This is a genomic window from Mesobacillus campisalis (assembly GCF_000986785.1).
Lineage (GTDB): Bacteria > Bacillota > Bacilli > Bacillales > Cytobacillaceae > Mesobacillus_B > Mesobacillus_B campisalis.
In genome coordinates, this window is the sequence record NZ_LAYY01000016.1 from 33,348 (window position 1) to 50,637 (window position 17,290).

General features: G+C 43.5%; 15 protein-coding genes. 14 read left to right on the plus strand and 1 reads right to left on the minus strand.

Going from position 1 to position 17,290, the window contains the following annotated elements:
* Nucleotides 1-24: 24 nt before the first annotated feature.
* The 3 genes from WQ57_RS14745 to WQ57_RS14755 all read left to right on the plus strand — a co-directional run bounded on the left by WQ57_RS14745 (nucleotide 25) and on the right by WQ57_RS14755 (nucleotide 2,903).
* Nucleotides 25-807: an enoyl-CoA hydratase/isomerase family protein gene (locus WQ57_RS14745; RefSeq protein ID WP_046524551.1), complete on the plus strand. Its 783-nt coding sequence runs from the start codon at nucleotides 25-27 to the stop codon at nucleotides 805-807.
* An 84-nt stretch (nucleotides 808-891) separates the two neighbouring features.
* Nucleotides 892-1,113, plus strand: a complete 222-nt coding sequence (locus tag WQ57_RS14750; protein ID WP_046524552.1) for a YozE family protein — start codon at nucleotides 892-894, stop codon at nucleotides 1,111-1,113.
* A 317-nt stretch (nucleotides 1,114-1,430) separates the two neighbouring features.
* Nucleotides 1,431-2,903, plus strand: a complete 1,473-nt coding sequence (locus tag WQ57_RS14755; RefSeq protein WP_046524553.1) for a recombinase family protein — start codon at nucleotides 1,431-1,433, stop codon at nucleotides 2,901-2,903.
* Between the two features lie 713 nt (nucleotides 2,904-3,616).
* Here WQ57_RS14755 and WQ57_RS27510 read toward each other — a convergent pair.
* Entirely contained in the window at nucleotides 3,617-3,940 is a 324-nt protein-coding gene (locus WQ57_RS27510) for a helix-turn-helix domain-containing protein (protein ID WP_046524554.1), read from the minus strand.
* 14 nt (nucleotides 3,941-3,954) lie between these two features.
* Here WQ57_RS27510 and WQ57_RS14765 point away from each other — a divergent pair, with 14 nt between their 5' ends.
* From WQ57_RS14765 to WQ57_RS14820, 11 genes are all read left to right on the plus strand, one after another.
* Nucleotides 3,955-4,212: a hypothetical protein gene (locus WQ57_RS14765; protein WP_046524555.1), complete on the plus strand. Its 258-nt coding sequence runs from the start codon at nucleotides 3,955-3,957 to the stop codon at nucleotides 4,210-4,212.
* 375 nt (nucleotides 4,213-4,587) lie between these two features.
* Nucleotides 4,588-4,800, plus strand: coding sequence for a hypothetical protein (locus tag WQ57_RS14770; RefSeq protein WP_046524556.1), 213 nt, complete (start codon nucleotides 4,588-4,590; stop codon nucleotides 4,798-4,800).
* Nucleotides 4,801-5,965: 1,165 nt separating this feature from the next.
* Nucleotides 5,966-8,503 (plus strand): substrate-binding domain-containing protein, encoded by a 2,538-nt coding sequence (locus WQ57_RS14780; protein WP_046524558.1) that lies wholly within the window; start codon nucleotides 5,966-5,968, stop codon nucleotides 8,501-8,503.
* Between the two features lie 23 nt (nucleotides 8,504-8,526).
* Nucleotides 8,527-9,243: a LytR/AlgR family response regulator transcription factor gene (locus WQ57_RS14785; RefSeq protein ID WP_046524559.1), complete on the plus strand. Its 717-nt coding sequence runs from the start codon at nucleotides 8,527-8,529 to the stop codon at nucleotides 9,241-9,243.
* A 206-nt stretch (nucleotides 9,244-9,449) separates the two neighbouring features.
* The gene (locus tag WQ57_RS14790; RefSeq protein WP_046524560.1) at nucleotides 9,450-10,469 is read left to right on the plus strand and encodes a LacI family DNA-binding transcriptional regulator; all 1,020 of its coding nucleotides are present in this window, start codon (nucleotides 9,450-9,452) and stop codon (nucleotides 10,467-10,469) included.
* A gap of 78 nt (nucleotides 10,470-10,547) precedes the next feature.
* Nucleotides 10,548-12,044, plus strand: coding sequence for a sugar ABC transporter ATP-binding protein (locus WQ57_RS14795; RefSeq protein WP_156183154.1), 1,497 nt, complete (start codon nucleotides 10,548-10,550; stop codon nucleotides 12,042-12,044).
* On the plus strand, nucleotides 12,025-13,005 hold the full coding sequence (locus tag WQ57_RS14800; protein ID WP_046524562.1) for an ABC transporter permease: 981 nt from the start codon (nucleotides 12,025-12,027) through the stop codon (nucleotides 13,003-13,005). Before WQ57_RS14795 ends, WQ57_RS14800 begins: the two co-directional genes overlap by 20 nt.
* Before the next feature lie 50 nt (nucleotides 13,006-13,055).
* A complete protein-coding gene (locus WQ57_RS14805) occupies nucleotides 13,056-14,234 on the plus strand; it encodes a Gfo/Idh/MocA family protein (protein WP_046524563.1) in 1,179 nt (392 codons plus the stop codon).
* A complete protein-coding gene (locus WQ57_RS14810; protein ID WP_046524564.1) occupies nucleotides 14,231-15,202 on the plus strand; it encodes a sugar phosphate isomerase/epimerase family protein in 972 nt (323 codons plus the stop codon). Before WQ57_RS14805 ends, WQ57_RS14810 begins: the two co-directional genes overlap by 4 nt.
* Nucleotides 15,203-15,262: 60 nt before the next feature.
* Nucleotides 15,263-16,084 (plus strand): sugar phosphate isomerase/epimerase family protein, encoded by an 822-nt coding sequence (locus WQ57_RS14815; protein ID WP_046524565.1) that lies wholly within the window; start codon nucleotides 15,263-15,265, stop codon nucleotides 16,082-16,084.
* A 29-nt stretch (nucleotides 16,085-16,113) separates the two neighbouring features.
* Entirely contained in the window at nucleotides 16,114-17,280 is a 1,167-nt protein-coding gene (locus tag WQ57_RS14820) for a substrate-binding domain-containing protein (RefSeq protein ID WP_046524566.1), read from the plus strand.
* Nucleotides 17,281-17,290 lie beyond the last annotated feature (10 nt).

Sequence of the window (17,290 nt, forward strand, 5' to 3'; positions counted from 1 at the left end):
ACAAGAAGATGAGGAGGAAGTGCAATGCATGCGTTCAAAAATATAGAAATCACTCCAAAAGGACAACTGTGCTACATAACAATCAACCGGCCGGAGCTGCGAAACGCCTTGAACACAGAGACTCTCCAGGAAATCGCTTCAGCACTCGAAATACTGAAAGCGGACGACAGCGTTGGCTGCATTATTTTTACTGGAAAAGGTGAAAAGTCTTTCGCCGCAGGCGCGGATATTGGACAGCTGAAAGAAAAGACTGCTTTGGATGTCTTCAGGCCAAATGGGATGCAGGAAATTTACGATTTAATTGAAATATATGAAAAACCCACTATTGCAATGGTAAACGGTTTTGCGCTTGGCGGTGGATGTGAGCTGGCGCTTTCCTGTGATATCCGGATAGCGTCTACTAACGCGAAGTTCGGTCTTCCTGAATTAAACCTTTCGATTATCCCATCTGCAGGCGGGACCCAGAGGCTTGCCCGGATGGTTGGGAAGGGAGTGGCGCTAGATATGATCCTGACAGGCAAAATGATCAGCGGCGAGGAAGCACACCGGATCGGGCTTGTATCGGAAGTCGTGCCTCCTGAAGAGCTACAGGCAATGGCTGAAGAGATTGCGGCAAAAATTTTGGCAAAAGGTCCGCTTGCGGTGAGATTAGCAAAATTGTCTGTACATGCTGGCTTCGAGACCGATCAAAAAACAGGGCTGATCATTGAAAAGCTGGCACAGGCAGTTTTGTTTACGACAGAAGATAAGAAGGAGGGGACCTCGGCCTTTTTGGAGAAACGAAGACCGGAGTTCGCCTCGAGGTAAAGAAAACTTGATTAAAGCCTTGTACTGTTTCGCAAATTTCGTATATAGTAAAAAGCAAAGATTTTGTTTAGGAAGGCGTTTGATATGTACAAGAGTTTTTATCATTTCCTGATGAAATACAGGCATCCCAAGCCAAAGGATGCCATCAGCAATTTCGCAAACAGTGCCTATGAGGACCACGGCTTTCCGAAGCATTCGGATAATTATCATGAAATAAGCTCCTATCTGGAGTTTCATGGCCAGTATCTCGAGAGCATGGCAATTTTTGATGAAGCATGGGATTTGTACCTGCAGTCTGAGGGATAGAGTGATTCTATCCCTTTTTTTATGCTTTTTAAAACTCATTTATCGGCTTCTAGCTTGATTATTCATCCTTTGCCCACAATTACCTTTTCTTTATGGGGTGCGTGGCGATTTCTCTTTTTGGCGCATATAATGTGGTAATAAATTCACGACGCATCATTGAGAGGATGGAGGAAATGGAAAAAAAGAAGGAACCGAAATATAAAATCGGTGATACAGTCGTGATCACAATCTATGGAACGGTTGGAAAGGTAACAAATGTTAATTTTCTATTTTTACGGGTTCTTAATGAATTTTGTAAACATAGGAGTGATTGAGGTATGGCCCTCGCTGCAATTTATTTACGACTATCTAGAAATGAGGAGCAATTGAACATTGATGAAATTTTAGGAAATCATCGGAGTGCTTTAATAAAACTAGCCACTCAAAACAAATTAACGTATGACGTTTATCAGGAAATATCCAGTGGAGTGAATAATGTTAGACCGCAATTGAATCTTTTATTAAACAAATTAGTGGAATATGATTATCTCCTTGTTATGGATATAGATCGGATTTCACGTGACAACGCGTATGCTGAGCAAATCAAAACGATGTTGATCGCTCATGATATCAAGATTTTAACTCCTCAGGGTGCGATTGACCTAACGCAGGAAAGCAATGAGATGCTTTTTTCGTTTCAAGCAATGATGGCGAACTTCGAGTACAAACAAATACGTAAACGGCTGGGAAGAGGCAGATTAGCTGCAGCAGAACAAGGGAAATGGGTAATGAGCAACAAAGCCCCACTCGGTTATAAAAAGGGTGAAAACCAAAGATTAGTCATTGTAGAAGATGAGGCAAAAATCATTAGACACATATTTCAAAGAACCATAGAGAGAGTTAGTGCCAATGAAATTGCAAAAGAGTTAGATACATATGGGTGGAGAAGCAGAAGCGGAAAAATCCTCACAACCTCTCACATCTCCAGTATCCGTAAAAATGTTGTTTATTATGGAGTGGTTCAAGCTTGTAGAAGAGTGAACGGCAGAGTGGTTGATGAGGTATTTGTTGAGGATGCACATCTACCAATCGTGAGCAAACAAACTTTCTTGGAAGTTCAAAAGATATTAGCAGAAAACAAAAGCGGTAGTTATTTTAATAAGAAAAAGGCAACTAGGAGACTTCAAAACCTTCTTTACTGTAGTTGCTGCGGAAGAAAAAGATATATCCAAACAGATGGTGAAACAGACTTCATCAAGTCTTGTTCTTATAAAATAAGTAATAATACATGTAAGGACAGGGGCCATAAATACTTACCGGTTGAAGAATTTGTTTTACAAAAAGTAAAACAAAAGAAACCCGATTTTGAGGTCGCATTAGAAAAATTGAAAAATCTGGACACCTCTAATGAACAACATAAACTTTCCACCCAAAAGGAATCACTTATTAAGCAAATGGGGAAGCTGGACAATAGGCAAAAGAATCTAAAAATCATGAGAATGGATGGGGAAATTACAAAAGCTGAATTCCTTGAATTAAGTAAAGAGAATGATAACAAGATAAAAAATTTTATTCAGCAAATGGATTTAATCAATATTCAATTAGAAAATCTAAATAATACAGAGGAAGAACAAAAGCGGATAGTAAACTGTCTAGAAACCTTAAGCAGAATTGACCAACTTCAACCTGAAGATTGTAATACTTTCCTTAAAACCTTTATAAAGAAAATCTTCTTTTCTACTAATTCGACAGCAGACCATAACACTAGAAGAGAAGCTTTGCATGTCACAATAGAAATTGAATGGGTGTAGGGGTATAAAAACTGATACAGCAGGAATCAAAATTTTAACAAAGGTTTGATGTAGAGGGTTAACGTTTTCAGGAGTTCAAATACTTATGCCGTCGGAGGAATTATAAACCTTATTATTTCGAGGTAATATCCCGAGCCTTACCTTCAGCCGTGTGGATTTAGGCCTAGACGACAGTATATATGGTCTCTCCCGTTTTTTTAGCAAAAGAATTGAAACTCCGACAAGAAGCGATATCGGTTCAAGGGTATATGCTGTTAAAATTTCTCGGTTGGTGGGTAATTTGGCTGTTAAACATTATAGATTTAATGTTTAACATTGAATATTAAACTATGAATACCGAGGTAATAATAGCTTGTCCAGTTCCAAAGGTTCTCATTTCCTTTAAGGATCGTTCATTAATTATTTACGCAGCACAAGTGAATATCGATCACAATCCTCGAGTTAACCCATTGCACTCCAAATAGCCTGTATAATTCGTTGAAAAACTTGGGCATCAATTTCAAGCCGCCCGTGAATGGCAGTCCATTAGTCAGTTAATCAAATACCTGCCTAGATGCCCCGATTTTTCTCACCAGAGTATTCTCCTTATGGAGGTATTCACGATTTTTGGATTAGGCATAGAACTCTTTCTAACACTTGTCCACAATTATAAACATTCTTTCACGTTAATGAATAACTTGTCCAAAATGGAGCAAATTAAAAAGGAACAAGGCTTATGCTTCTTTAAGAAGCTCCAAGCTTTGTTCCAATTGGGTTAAAAAATGCTCCGCAAAGGAGGGGTTGTTTTCCATACACTCTTGGAATAAAAGGGAGATTCGTTGCATTCTTTGCTCCAATCGTTGTTCATCGGATTGGAGAGGGTGGATGCCTAATTCCTCTTGAAGGGTCTCCAGAATTTTCAACTTAATGTTATGTGTTTTCCCTGTTTCCAGGTTGCTAAGATATCCTGGGGATACACCAATCTTGCGAGCAAATTCATTGAGAGTGTACCCTCTTTGTTCACGCAGGTTTCGAACCAAAGACCCAAAGCGAGACACAGCTTCAACTCCTTGTGATTATTGTCGGAGGAAAAGCAGCAACTTTTCCTTCCCTGCTCACAGTATACGGCATCGAATTTTTGTTTATTCAAGCTGCGGATAAGGATTTATTAAAATTGAATGTGAAGAGAGTAGTTAATGAGCCCAGAAAGGCGGATCAAAACAAAGTGAACGAAAACATATTTGCTGAACTGAGGAAATTGAACATGATGCTGGAGAGCTTGGGGAAGAATCCAGATAGTCTGGATACTAAGTTAAATTATATGATTTAAGATATAAAAGCGAACCAGTTAATGATGGAAAAACCATTAATGCACATGTGACCGAGTACGCGGAAAACATCATTGAACATGTGATTGACGGATTTGAGGCACTAAATATGAGGATGGCCCATCTTGAAAAAAGTATCAACAGATGATAGTTCAATAATTGAGGAGAGCATCTTTAAGCCACAGAACTGTGGCTTTTGTTGTCAATACATTCTATAGAACAGAAGATTTCCCGCACTAAATACCTTTTAAGTTTTGATACCACTATAAGGATGTTGGGAGGCAAAGGGTGTAAAACAGTTGATATTTCATAGCATTTTTGGAGATGAACTAAAACAATTGAGTACCCGAAAAAACACTGTGTAAAAGGTGGTTAATATGCACGTAACAATCACAATCCGATACTACTCCCCTGCGGGAACCGTAATGCAAAGCGGAACATTTCCGCTTCGGGGAAGGGCGCCTGAAAGTATTGCTTATGAATGGCTGCAACAAATCAAGCATCAAGTTCATTTTGACTCCTTAATAAGCGTGAGAATCAATGAAGATAACGATATTACTGATAAAGTGAAAGCGTTGGAAAGGTCTTAACCTGAGAAATAAGCGTTTAGTGCTATAGGCACTTTCAATTAGCTGCTACCTGTAATAACCCGTAACAGTAATGGCTTACTTCTGGAAAGGGGCTGGGGAAACGGTTTGAACCTCGGAGTGATGAACCAGCTCCACCTTATATATCTCATTTTCCTTTTTAATTTCCCAGAAACCCGAATTGTACTTATGCAGAACACTGTAGAGACTGCCGTTGAATATAACGTACTCGTATTTCCTAATTAGTGTCATTCCGTATCAACCTTTTGGGCGAATTCACGTTAAGTATACCGGATTTATGTGGCAACAACTGTGAATAGTTTAGTACAACGTAAAGACAAGAGAGGATTAAAGCAAGATCCGAAATCGCATTATAATACAGTAAAAATCGGAGGTAAGCGAAACTTGGAAGAAACTTTGAAATTAATTGTCCATAAATTGAGAGAAATCAAAGAAGGACAGCAAGAACTTAAAAAAGATATTTCGGGTATTAAGATACTCTATCTAACTGTCTCGCCTTTTATTCTGAACACAATGAGAAACGTATAGATGTAAGGAGAGGTGAACTTGAAGACATATTAGAAGACCAACAAAGGGTCCTTAATACTTTAGCAGCTCGTTCTATTAAGCAGGAAAGTGAAATGGAATACCTTAAACATATACTGAAAAATCGATAAGGAGCAATATAAAGCTCCTTTTTTTCTTGTTTGCCAGGCATGGCAACTATCTAGGTGGTGAATGTACAATGTGGGGATACACATCGACAAAAACCAATAAGGAAGCGCAAGGTATTAACCGTTTTAGAATTTTTTTGTATAGGAATTAATGTAAATTTTTTTCTCCTACAACCGCGTGATCAAAGGCACATACCTATTAATAATACAAAAATTATTTAATCACTACTTGAACATCCGATTTATGAACTAGTTCGACAACATATAAATTGAATTTCCTCAAGGAATCCCATTTGTATTTCCACAATGAAATCAACAATCCCAAAAAAACCAAAAGGCGTATGTATTTGGACGGTGTCCACTTCGATATATAGTTTAAACACCAAAAACTGCATTAGACTATGTTTGTAATCATGCCTATAATAATATAAAAAAGATGGAATAAAGCGATTACAAACTAGTATTATACAGCTAAGCTGTAAGGAGCGGAATGAATGAAGGGTTCAAAGTATATTTCACAATCAGGCTTCCATGATACCGGCATGATTTTTAAATATGTATGGACGGGGAATGAGTTCCTGCATACTTTTTATGAAGGAGATTTGCTCTATAAGCTGGGCTTTTCTCCGGATGAAGTGATTGGGAAAACTCTAAAAGAATTGCATCATGATGATTATGACACTTTCAGCCTGCTGGAAAGGTACTATATGCAAGCCTGGGAAGGCCAGTATGTTGAATATGAAGGAGAGTATAGGGGCATCCAGTATATCACTTATTTAAGGCCCATTTCACAAGGCGAGAAAATAACTGAAGTGGTGGGAACATGCATAGACATTACCGCCAGGAAAGAACAAGAAGCTGCCTTGACCCAAGCGAAGGAAGAGGCTGAAAAAGCGAACGCAGCCAAGTCGGAATTTCTCTCGAAAATGAGCCACGAACTCCGTACCCCCCTGAACGGGATACTTGGCTTTGCCCAGCTGCTGGAAATGGACCAATCCTTGAATTTCGAACAGCGTGATTTCGTTCAAGAAATTCTAAATGGAGGAAATCATTTACTAGATTTAATCAATGACATTTTGGATCTCTCGAGAATTGAAAGCGGCAAGCTAAAAGTCACAGTCGAAGAAGTTCATCTTTCCGCGGTTTTACAAGAATCCATTAATATCATCCAGCCGCTGGCCAAAAGGAACAACATAACAATCCATCAGAACCTGGATGAATATAAAAACACCAAGGTCCTTGCCGATCACACCCGGTTGAAGCAAGTATTGCTGAACCTTCTCGAAAATGCCATAAAATATAATCATGAATTTGGCCATGTAACTGTTTACTCCCGATTGGAAGAAAACGCACAATTTATCCATGTTGCCGATACTGGGACAGGTCTTTCTGAAGAGGAGTATGCCAAAGTATGGGTTCCCTTTTACCGAATAGAAGGCACCGATGAAGAAGGAACAGGAATTGGCTTGTCACTGGTAAAACAGCTCGTTCAGCTAATGGACGGCACAATTGGTGTTAGGAGCGAGAAAGGGAAGGGAAGCGACTTCTTTTTCAGCCTGCCTCTTTCTAGGGAATCCAAGGCAGCCATTCGCTGGATTCCACAGGCAAACCTGCCACCGGCAAATGAGCATAAGGCAGACCATTATCGTTTATTGTACATTGAAGACAATGAAGCAAATCAGCAGCTGGTCAAGAATATCTTAAAAACCGAACCAGAATTTACTCTTTTATCCGCGAGAACCGGTAAAGATGGCTTGGACCTGGCTGCTGCAGACGAAGCTGATTTAATCCTGCTCGATCTCAGCCTTCCCGATATGAGTGGGTATGAAGTGTTTACCGCTTTGAAAAAGGATGATAAAACGAAGAACAGTGCTATAATCGCGGTGAGCGCAAATGCGATGCCAGCGGATATCCGAAGAACGCTTGGATTAGGGTTCGATAACTATGTAACAAAACCCATTCATGTAAAAGAGTTCATCGCCACGATCCGGGAGACACTCAATAATACGTTTATTCAAAACATCCCCACCCATAAAATTCTGAGTACGGGACCATATGGAGAGCAGGCCGTCTCAGCAAAGACACTTCAATTGACCTTTGAGGAAGTGAAAAGAATCAAGGAGAAAAAACCCAAGGCTGTTATTTCCATGCATTACGCTGTAAGCGATTGGTCCAGGTCACAGTTGGAAGGGGTCAAGTCCACCTTTGAAAAAATGGGAATTGAAGTTGTCGCTGTGAAAAATGCTCATTTTAACTGGAAAAAACAAGTGGAAGATATCGAAGCCCTGTTGGCCCTTAAGCCGGATATTCTCGTAAGTATTCCGGTTGATCCGGTAAAAACAGCGGACATTTATCAAAAAGCAGTTCAAGCTGGCGTCAGGCTGGTATTTATGGAAAATATCCCAATGGGGTTCCGTCATGGAAGGGATTATGTCAGTGTCGTATCTGCCGATAATTATGGCAATGGTGCAGAGGCTGCCCATATCATGGCTGAAAAATTGGGAGGAAAAGGCAAAATAGGGGCGATTTATCATGAAGCGGACTTTTTTGCAACTGCTCAAAGAATGGAAGCCTTTGAGGAAACGATAAACACACAGTATCCAGAGGTCAAAATCATTGTCCGGCGCGGAATCCGCGGTCCGCATGAGGGAGAAAAAGCCGCACGGGAGATCCTGGCGGAGCATCCTGCCCTGGACGGCTTGTTTGTCGTTTGGGACGTTCCTGCCGAGGGAGCACTTGCCGCGGCAAGGGAAGCTGAAAAACATGATTTGGTCATTACAACAATCGACCTGGGAATCAATGTGGCGCTGGAAATAGCACAAGATGGTCTTATTAAAGGAGCAGGTGCCCAGCTTCCCTATCAACAGGGAGTGGCTGAAGCCATCCTGGCAGGTTATGCCGTGCTTGATAAATCTACACCTCCTTATGTAGCGGTGCCTGCGCTTAAAGTAAAGAGAGAAAACCTGCTTGAAGCCTGGAAGCTCGTTTATAACCAGGATGCTCCTTATATCATTCAAAGTGCAAGACAATAAACAGATGGAATTGGGGGATTGGGATGAAAGTGCTTATTGCAGAAGACGATGCGGCTTCGAGGAAAATATTGAAGCACATGATTAAGCATCTTGCCGAGTTTCAGGTTGTCGGGGAAGCGAAAACCGGGGAGGAACTGATCCATAAAGTAATGAGCGAAAAGCCAGATATCGCATTGGTTGATATTAATATGCCGCTATTGAATGGCATGGAGGCGGTGAAGTCTTGTAAAATCATTCACCCTTCCATCCAGGTCGTATTCATTACTGGTCATGATGAATTTGCCCTGGAGGCTTTTGGAGTAAATGCAATCGATTACATCCTGAAACCAATCCAAAGGGAAAGGCTTTATACCGCTTTAGGACGCGCAGCAGCCCTCGCCCGGCAAAACACTTCGGCTGCACCCGCTCCAGTGGTTACAAAAGATTTGATGATCAAGCAATATAACAACTATTCCTTTATTTCAATGGACGATATTATTTTTATTGAAAGAGCAGACCGAAAGTCGGTCATTCACACAACCGATAAAAGAATAGAACTTAATGAAGCGTTAACTAACCTTGAGGAGCTCCTCGACTCCCGTTTTGTGGCCTCCCACCGCTCTTATATCATCAACCTGCAGTACCTGGTTCGAATTGAAGCATATGGACAAAGCTATAAAGCCCACTTTAAAAATTACAGTGAGACAGCAAGAGTATCGAAGCACAAGTTACCAGAATTACAGAAATCCAAATCTTTATAGTAAGAATCCATCCAGTAATGTAAAATTACTGGATTTTTATTATTTTTGAAAAAAGTGATTTTTTTGTTTAATAGGAATGCAGGCCGGACCGAATGGAATAGGAGCGCGTTCAAATGGTCGATATCTATGTCTGAAAGCGGTTTTACAACAACTTTGTAAACGATTACACTTCGGTTATAGCAACAGGAAAGGAAAAGAAAATAGAGATGGTTGGGATTGTGGACGTAGCAAAGAAGGCCAATGTTTCGACTGCCACGGTTTCAAGGGTGCTGAGCAGGCCAGAAGCGGTAGCAGAAAAAACAGCACAAAAAGTGTTAAAGGCGATTGAAGTATTGAATTACCAGCCCAATGTATTGGCGCGCCAGCTGAGAAGGCTTGAAACCAAAACAATCCTTGTCGTGGTGCCTGACATAACAAATCCCTTTTTTTCTAAAGTTTTAAGGGGAATCGAGTCTGTGGCTGTTGCGAAGGGATACCAGGTTCTTCTGGGAGATACCGGTAATGATGTGGATCGTGAGAGCAGTTATCTGAACATCCTGCAGCAGAAAAAAGCAGACGGGATGGTGCTGTTAACCGCAAGAATGGAGCCTCGTGCTGTGGAAGAAATTGCGCGGGAATTCCCGGTAGTCCTTGCCTGTGAATATATTGAAGGGTCTAGCCTTCCTACCGTATCCATTGATAATATCAGCGGCGCCCGAAGAGCAACCGAATATTTAATTGGTCTGGGCCACCAGCGGATAGGCTGTATAAGCGGTCCCCTGGATGTGGTTTTGAGCAAGGACCGCCTTAAGGGATTTTATCAGGCAATGGCCAGGAACAGTATCACTGTGGAACCTGTTTTGGTCCAGGAGGGCAATTTTACATTTGAAAGCGGCTTTAACCTCATGATGAAGTTCTTTGCCCTGAATAAGCTTCCAACTGCAGTTTTTGCTGCCAATGATGAGATGGCCATCGGGGCGATTAAAGCAATCAAATCAAAGGGGCTAAATGTTCCCGAAGATGTGTCAGTGATCGGCTTTGATGATTTAAAGTTCTCAGCTATTTTTGAGCCAAGCCTGACCACCATTGCCCAGCCTGCTTTCAAAATTGGGGAAACCGCAATGGAGCTCTTAATGAAACTGATCAATAAAGAAGAAGTGATGCAGGAACAGATCATTTTGGAAGATACATTGATTGAAAGAGAATCCTCAGCAAGGCTGGGAAAAAATTTTTCTCACGGAATGTAAACCATTACAACCCGAGAGGCAATAGGGAGAATCAAAGCAATCAGTACAGCCTAATAAGAAAAAAAGAAGGTGAATGTAATGGAACAGCCTATCCTGGAAATGAAAAAAATATCCAAGGCATTTAACGGAATTACCGTGTTGGACAACGTTGATTTCTCTGTGAAAAAAGGTGAGGTTCACGCGCTGATGGGCGGGAATGGCGCAGGAAAATCGACGCTGATGAAAATTCTTACCGGCGTTTATACCGCGGACAGCGGCGACATTTTGATCGAAGGAAAACCAGTAAATATCAGAAACTATGAAGAAGCCCAGCAAAACAATATCTCGATGATATTCCAGGAATTCAGTTTAATCCCAACTCTCACGGTAGCGCAAAACATCTATCTCACCCGTGAAAAGAAAACATCCATCGGCTTGCTAGATGACCAGGATTGCGAGAAGAAAACCGAAAAACTGCTGGAAGAATTAGGCGTAGACATCAAACCTGATGATATTGTGCAAAATCTGGGAGTCGGCTATTGGCAGATGACCGAAATCGCCAAGGCACTTTCACAGAAAGCGAAAATCCTGATTATGGATGAACCAACTTCTTCCTTAACCAAGACGGAAACAGAAGTCCTGTTTAGTTTTATCAACAAATTGAAAGCAAAAGGTTACTCCATCATTTATATCTCTCACAGGATGGATGAAATATTTGAAATATGTGACAGAATCACGATTTTGCGCGATGGGCGGTATATAACGACAGAAACCTGCAGTGATACAGATCTTGATAAGGTCATCCAGCATATTGTCGGAATGGAATTTGACCAGGCGTTCGAATGGAAGGAGCGTCCATACGCAACAGATGTACCGCCAATTTTTGAGGTGAAAAACCTGAACGCTGGAAAAGTCCGGAATATTAATTTGACCATCCAGCCGGGCGAAATTGTCGGCATAGCCGGACTGATGGGAAGCGGCAGGACCGAATTGCTTCGGAGCCTTTTTGGGATTGACCACATTGACAGCGGCGAAATCCTCGTGAACGGACAGCAGAAAAAAATCAAGGAGCCCAGGAATGCGATCGACGCAGGTCTTGCGCTGATTCCGGAGGACCGCCGCATGCAAGGGCTGGTCTTGGAGCACAGTGTGAAGGATAACCTCATACTTCCAATTCTATCAAAGCTGAAAAAAGGGACTTTTACTGATAATAAAAAAGCGAATGAGGTCAGCAAAGAGCTGGTGCAAAAGCTGAACATCAAAACCGACAATATTTTTAAACAGGCAAGGCTGTTGTCAGGCGGGAACCAGCAAAAAATCGTCCTGGCCAAATGGCTGGCCAATGACCCAACGGTGCTGATGCTCGATGAGCCAACGATCGGCGTCGATATAGGGGCAAAAACAGAAATTGTCGAAATCATTCGTGCGATGGCTGAAAGCGGAAAAGCGGTATTGGTTGTTTCATCGGAACTGCCGGAGCTGCTTGCGCTTAGTGATCGTGTAATCGTCATGCATGATGGCAGCATCAAAAAGGAAATGCAGCGCAGGGAGATTAAAACAGAGGAGGAACTACAATATGCAATCCAAGGTTTCTAGTGTGCAAAAGCCCGCAGTCCCGGTTTTCAAAGGGTTTGAATGGCGCAATTATATCGTATATTTCGCCTTCGTGGGAGTATTTATCTATTTCTCTATCAGTTTATTTGATGAAGGCTTTTTAACCTCCGGAAACTTATTGAACATCGTCCGGCAAACAGCCACCATTTCGTTGATGGCTCTGGCGATGACATTTGTGATCAGCACAGGGGAAATTGACCTGTCGGTTGGTTCGATCGCCGCCCTTTCCTCCCTTGTAGGCGCCCTGGCTCTGCAGGCTGGGTATGGCATTATTGGCGGACTCATTGGCGGTGTGGGTACAGGACTTCTGGTTGGATTGATCAACGGGCTGCTTGTGACAAAAATAGCGATTCCATCCTTCCTGGTGACACTCGGAACGATGGGTGCAATCAAGGGATTGGCCATGTGGGTAACGGCAACGGCTCCAGTGCCGATCGTGGACGCGAATTTCAATTTCATTTTTGGTTCAGGGGACATCGGACCGATTCCGGTTTTGCTTCTTTGGACGGTTATCTTTACCGTGATTGCCCATGTGCTGCTTCGCAAAACTTCCTTCGGCCGCCAAGTTCTTGCGACAGGAGGAAATGAAAGCGCTGCAAGATTCTCAGGAGTCAAAACGATGAAAATAAAGCTGTATGTTTTCCTGGGAACAGGGATGATGGCAGGATTGGCGGGCCTTCTCTATGCCGGCCGCATGAATTCCGGACGATTCTCGTTCGGAGAAGGAGATGAGCTGTCGGTTATTGCGGCAGTAATCCTGGGAGGCACGAGCCTATTCGGCGGTGTTGGAACCATCATCGGAACCATTGTCGGTTCCCTGATGATTGGAACGATCAACAATGGGTTGATCATCATGGGACTTGATGTCAGCCAGCAAATGATCATTAAGGGCATCATCATCATTCTCGCAGTGGCATTCGGGAAGAAAGCAATGAAGCGATAACCTAAACTACCCCTTTCACACGATGGGAGTTATAGACAGGAGGAGAAAAGGTGGAAAAGATCAAAGTGGGAATCATCGGTACAGGCTTTATCGGACCGACTCATATTGAAGCAATCAGAAGGCTTGGCTTTGTCGAAGTAGCAGGCTTGGCAGAATCAAGCCAGGAGGCTGCTGATAAAAAAGCGGCTGAACTTGGAATCCCGAAGGCATTTGGCGATTACCGCGACATGCTTCAGGACTCAGAGATCCAGGTGATACACAATTGTACGCCGAATCACCTGCATTTTGAGATTAATAAAGAAATTATTTTGGCCGGAAAGCATGTGATTTCCGAAAAACCGCTCGCGATGGATAAGGAAGAATCACAGGAACTGCTTGCCTTAGCCCGAAAGCAGGAAATCGTCCATGCAGTCAATTTTAACTACCGGCAGCATGCGAGCATCCAAAACCTCCATGCGATGATCGGGACTGGCGGTCTCGGGAAGGTGAACCTTGTACACGGCAGTTACCTCCAGGATTGGTTATTGTATGAGACCGATTTTAACTGGCGCCTGGCCCCGGAGGTTGGCGGAAAGTCACGTGCCGTCGCCGATATAGGCTCACACTGGTGCGATACCGTTCAATTTGTAACAGGAAAAAAGATTGTGGAAGTGTTTTCCGACCTGGCAACCGTGTTACCTGTAAGAAAAAAAGCTATGAATGCCACTTCTACATTTAGTTCTCAAGATGATGCTGAACAAGAGTATGAGGATATTCCAATCAATACAGAAGACTATGCATCCGTTCTTGTCCGCTTTGATGACGGATCAAGGGGAGTATTTACCGTCTCCCAGGTGAGTGCCGGACGCAAAAACAAGTTGAGTTTCGAAATCAATGGCAGCAAAAGCTCTGTGTTCTGGAACCAGGAGGAGCCTGAGAAGTTGTGGATTGGACACCGTGATAAAGCCAATGAAGTGCTGTTGGCCGATCCATCCTTGTTTTCTCCGGAAGCAAGGTCTGCCATCCATCATCCAGGCGGGCATAATGAAGGGTGGCCGGATGCATTGAAGAATATGATGCTGAATTTTTATTCCTTTATCCGCGATGGCAAAAACCTCAAGGATGACAAGCCCAATTTCGCGACCTTTGAAGACGGGCATCTGTCCATGTGCATTACCGATGCCATCCTTGAAAGCCATAACAGGCAGAAGTGGGTCAAGGTCCAGGCAAGTAAGGAGGTACATGCATGAAGTTGGGTGTGTTCACGGTCCTTTATCAAAACCTCCCTTTCGAGGCGATGCTCGATAAGCTGGCTGAAATGGGAGTAGAAGCAGTGGAACTGGGGACAGGCAACTATCCCGGAAACCACCATTGTAACCCGGATGTATTGCTGGATTCTCCCGAGAAAGCAAGGGATTTTCTCAAGGCAATTGAAAGCAGGGGATTGAGTATCAGCGGGTTTAGCTGTCACGGGAATTCGCTTCATCCGAATAAAAAATTTGCCAGCGAATCTCATCAGGTTTGGCGGAAAACGGTTCTGCTGGCAGAACGCCTCGGGGTTCCAGTCGTTAATGGGTTCAGCGGCTGCCCCGGCGATCATCATGAAGCAAAAAATCCAAATTGGATCACATGTTCATGGCCACCTGAATATGCAGATGTCTTGAACTGGCAGTGGAATGAAGTGGTCATTCCATATTGGAAGGAGGAAGCAAAATTTGCCAAGCAGCACGGAGTCAGCCAGATTGCGTTTGAGATGCACCCGGGCTTTGTCGTCTACAACCCGGAAACCTTGCTGAAGCTGAGAGAGCATGCCGGCGAAAACATCGGGGCCAATTTTGATCCAAGCCATTTGGTGTGGCAGGGCATAGATCCTGTTGAAGCGATTAAAAATCTTGGCCGCCAAAATGCGATCTTCCACTTCCATGCAAAGGATACGTATTTGGACAAAGCCAATATCAGCAAGAACGGCGTCCTGGATACGAAGCATTACAGCCAAGTTCTGGACCGTTCCTGGACGTTCAGGTCGGTAGGCTACGGCTCGGACGAAAAATACTGGAAGGATATTATCAGCACCTTGAGGGCAGTCGGATATGATTATGTCGTTTCGATTGAGCATGAAGATATGCTCGCCTCCACAGATGAAGGCTTAAGCAAAGCAATCTCCCTGTTAAAAGGCGCCATGTTTAAAGAGAAGATCACCGAGATGTGGTGGGCATAAAACGATCAGCACTGATAGGAGCGAGGATTTATCACTATAAATTTGAAGGAGGAAAACAGAATGAAACTAGGATACCAAACCAACACATGGGGAGGAGTAGTGGGCCATCCTGCAGGAGTTACTTCAGTAAAGGACCTCTACTATCTTGCGAACGGCTCTACAGAGGAAGCCCTGAAGGAGATTTCAGAGGCAGGCTACAAAGGTTTTGAACTCTTTGATGGAAACCTCATGCAATTTAAGGATAAAAAAGAAACGTTCCAGCAATTGGTGGCAGACCTTTCCTTATCCTTTATTGGCGTATATACCGGAGGAAACTTCATTTATCCGGATATTCTCGAAGAGGAACTGGCGAAGATTGAAGAGGTGGCCGCATTCGCTTCTGAATTAGGGGCAGAGCATTTAGTAGTCGGCGGCGGCGCCGTCCGGAGTTCCGGCATAAAAGAAAGTGATTATAAGGATTTGGGAGTTGCTCTTAATAGAGTCATAGAAATCGCTGAAAAATACAACCTAATCCCAAGCTATCATCCGCATCTGGGAACAAATGTCCAATCGCCAGACCAGCTGGACAAATTAATGCCGTTGACAACAATCAATCTTTGCCCGGATACGGCTCATATCGAAGCGGGGGGAGGCGATCCTGTTGAAGTAATCAAAAAGTATATCGACAGGATCAAATATGTTCACCTCAAGGATTACGCAAATGGCGAGTTCCTGCCGTTGGGAGCTGGCGGGCAGAAGTTTGCTGAAATGCTTGAAGTTCTTGACCAAGCAGGATTTGACGGATGGATCACCGTGGAATTGGACAGTTATCACCATCCAAAACAGGGAGCAGAAATCAGCCGGCAGTTTCTTTCAAACTTTGAAACTTTAAAATCCAAGTAAATGTTCGTTTATGAAAAGGGGGGCTATTCATGAAAAAGACACTTTCCGTTTTGACATTGTTTTTGATTCTTATCAGTACGGCTCTGGTTGGCTGCGGCAGCAATAATGCCACGACAGAAGAGCAGGAGAGAGCGAAAACCGAAGAAATTGCAGCCGCTTCCGGACCAATTATGATCAACCAGGATATTCCCGATCAAGAAATTCTCAGCAAAGGGCCAAATGGGGAAGCAGCAGTTTCGGCGAAAACCTTGCAGCTGACAGAGGAAGATATCGAAAAGATCAAGGAAGGAAAATACAAAGCAGCCCTTGTGATGCACTATGCCGGCAATGACTGGGCCACCGCCCAAATTGAAGGCTTAAAAGCAACGTTTGCAAGAATGGGAATCGAAGTCGTAGCGGTTACCGATGCCCAGTTCAAAGCAGAAAAGCAAGTCGCGGATATCGAAACCGTACTCGCGAAAAAGCCCGATATTATCGTCGGCATTCCGGTTGATCCTGTTTCAACGGCCAGTGCCTTTAAGAAGGCTGCCGATGCGGGCGTAAAAGTCGTGTTCATGGATAACAAGCCAAACGGAATGGAAGCAGGCAAGGACTATGTGAGCGTCGTTTCAGCCGATAACTATGGCAATGGAATCCAGGCAGCGGAAGTTTTGGCAGAACAGCTTGGCGGCAAAGGGAAGATTGGCGTGATCTACCATGATGCTGACTTCTTCGTAACAAAACAGCGGACAGACGCCTTTGAAACAACGATCAAGGAAAAGTACCCGGATATACAAATTGTTGCCCGCGGCGGAATTATGGGACCTAACGACGGTGAAAAAGTGGCATCGGGGATGCTGACGAAAAACAGGGATCTCGACGGAATGTTTGTCGTCTGGGATGTTCCGGCCGAAGGTGCCCTTGCAGCGGCACGTACCTCAGGCAAGGATGATTTCGTAATCTCGACCATCGACCTCGGGACAAACGTGGCATTGGACATTGCCTCCGGGGGAATGATCAAGGGCCTTGGGGCACAGCTTCCATATGACCAGGGAATATCGGAAGCGATCCTCGCGGGCTATGCCCTGCTTGGCAAAGAAGCACCAGCCTATGTGGCCGTTCCGGCGTATAAAGTGACACAGGAAAATGTGCTCGACGGATGGAAGGCTGTCTACCACAAGGATGCACCAACGACGATTCAAAACGCAGCAAAATAAAAACGATAAA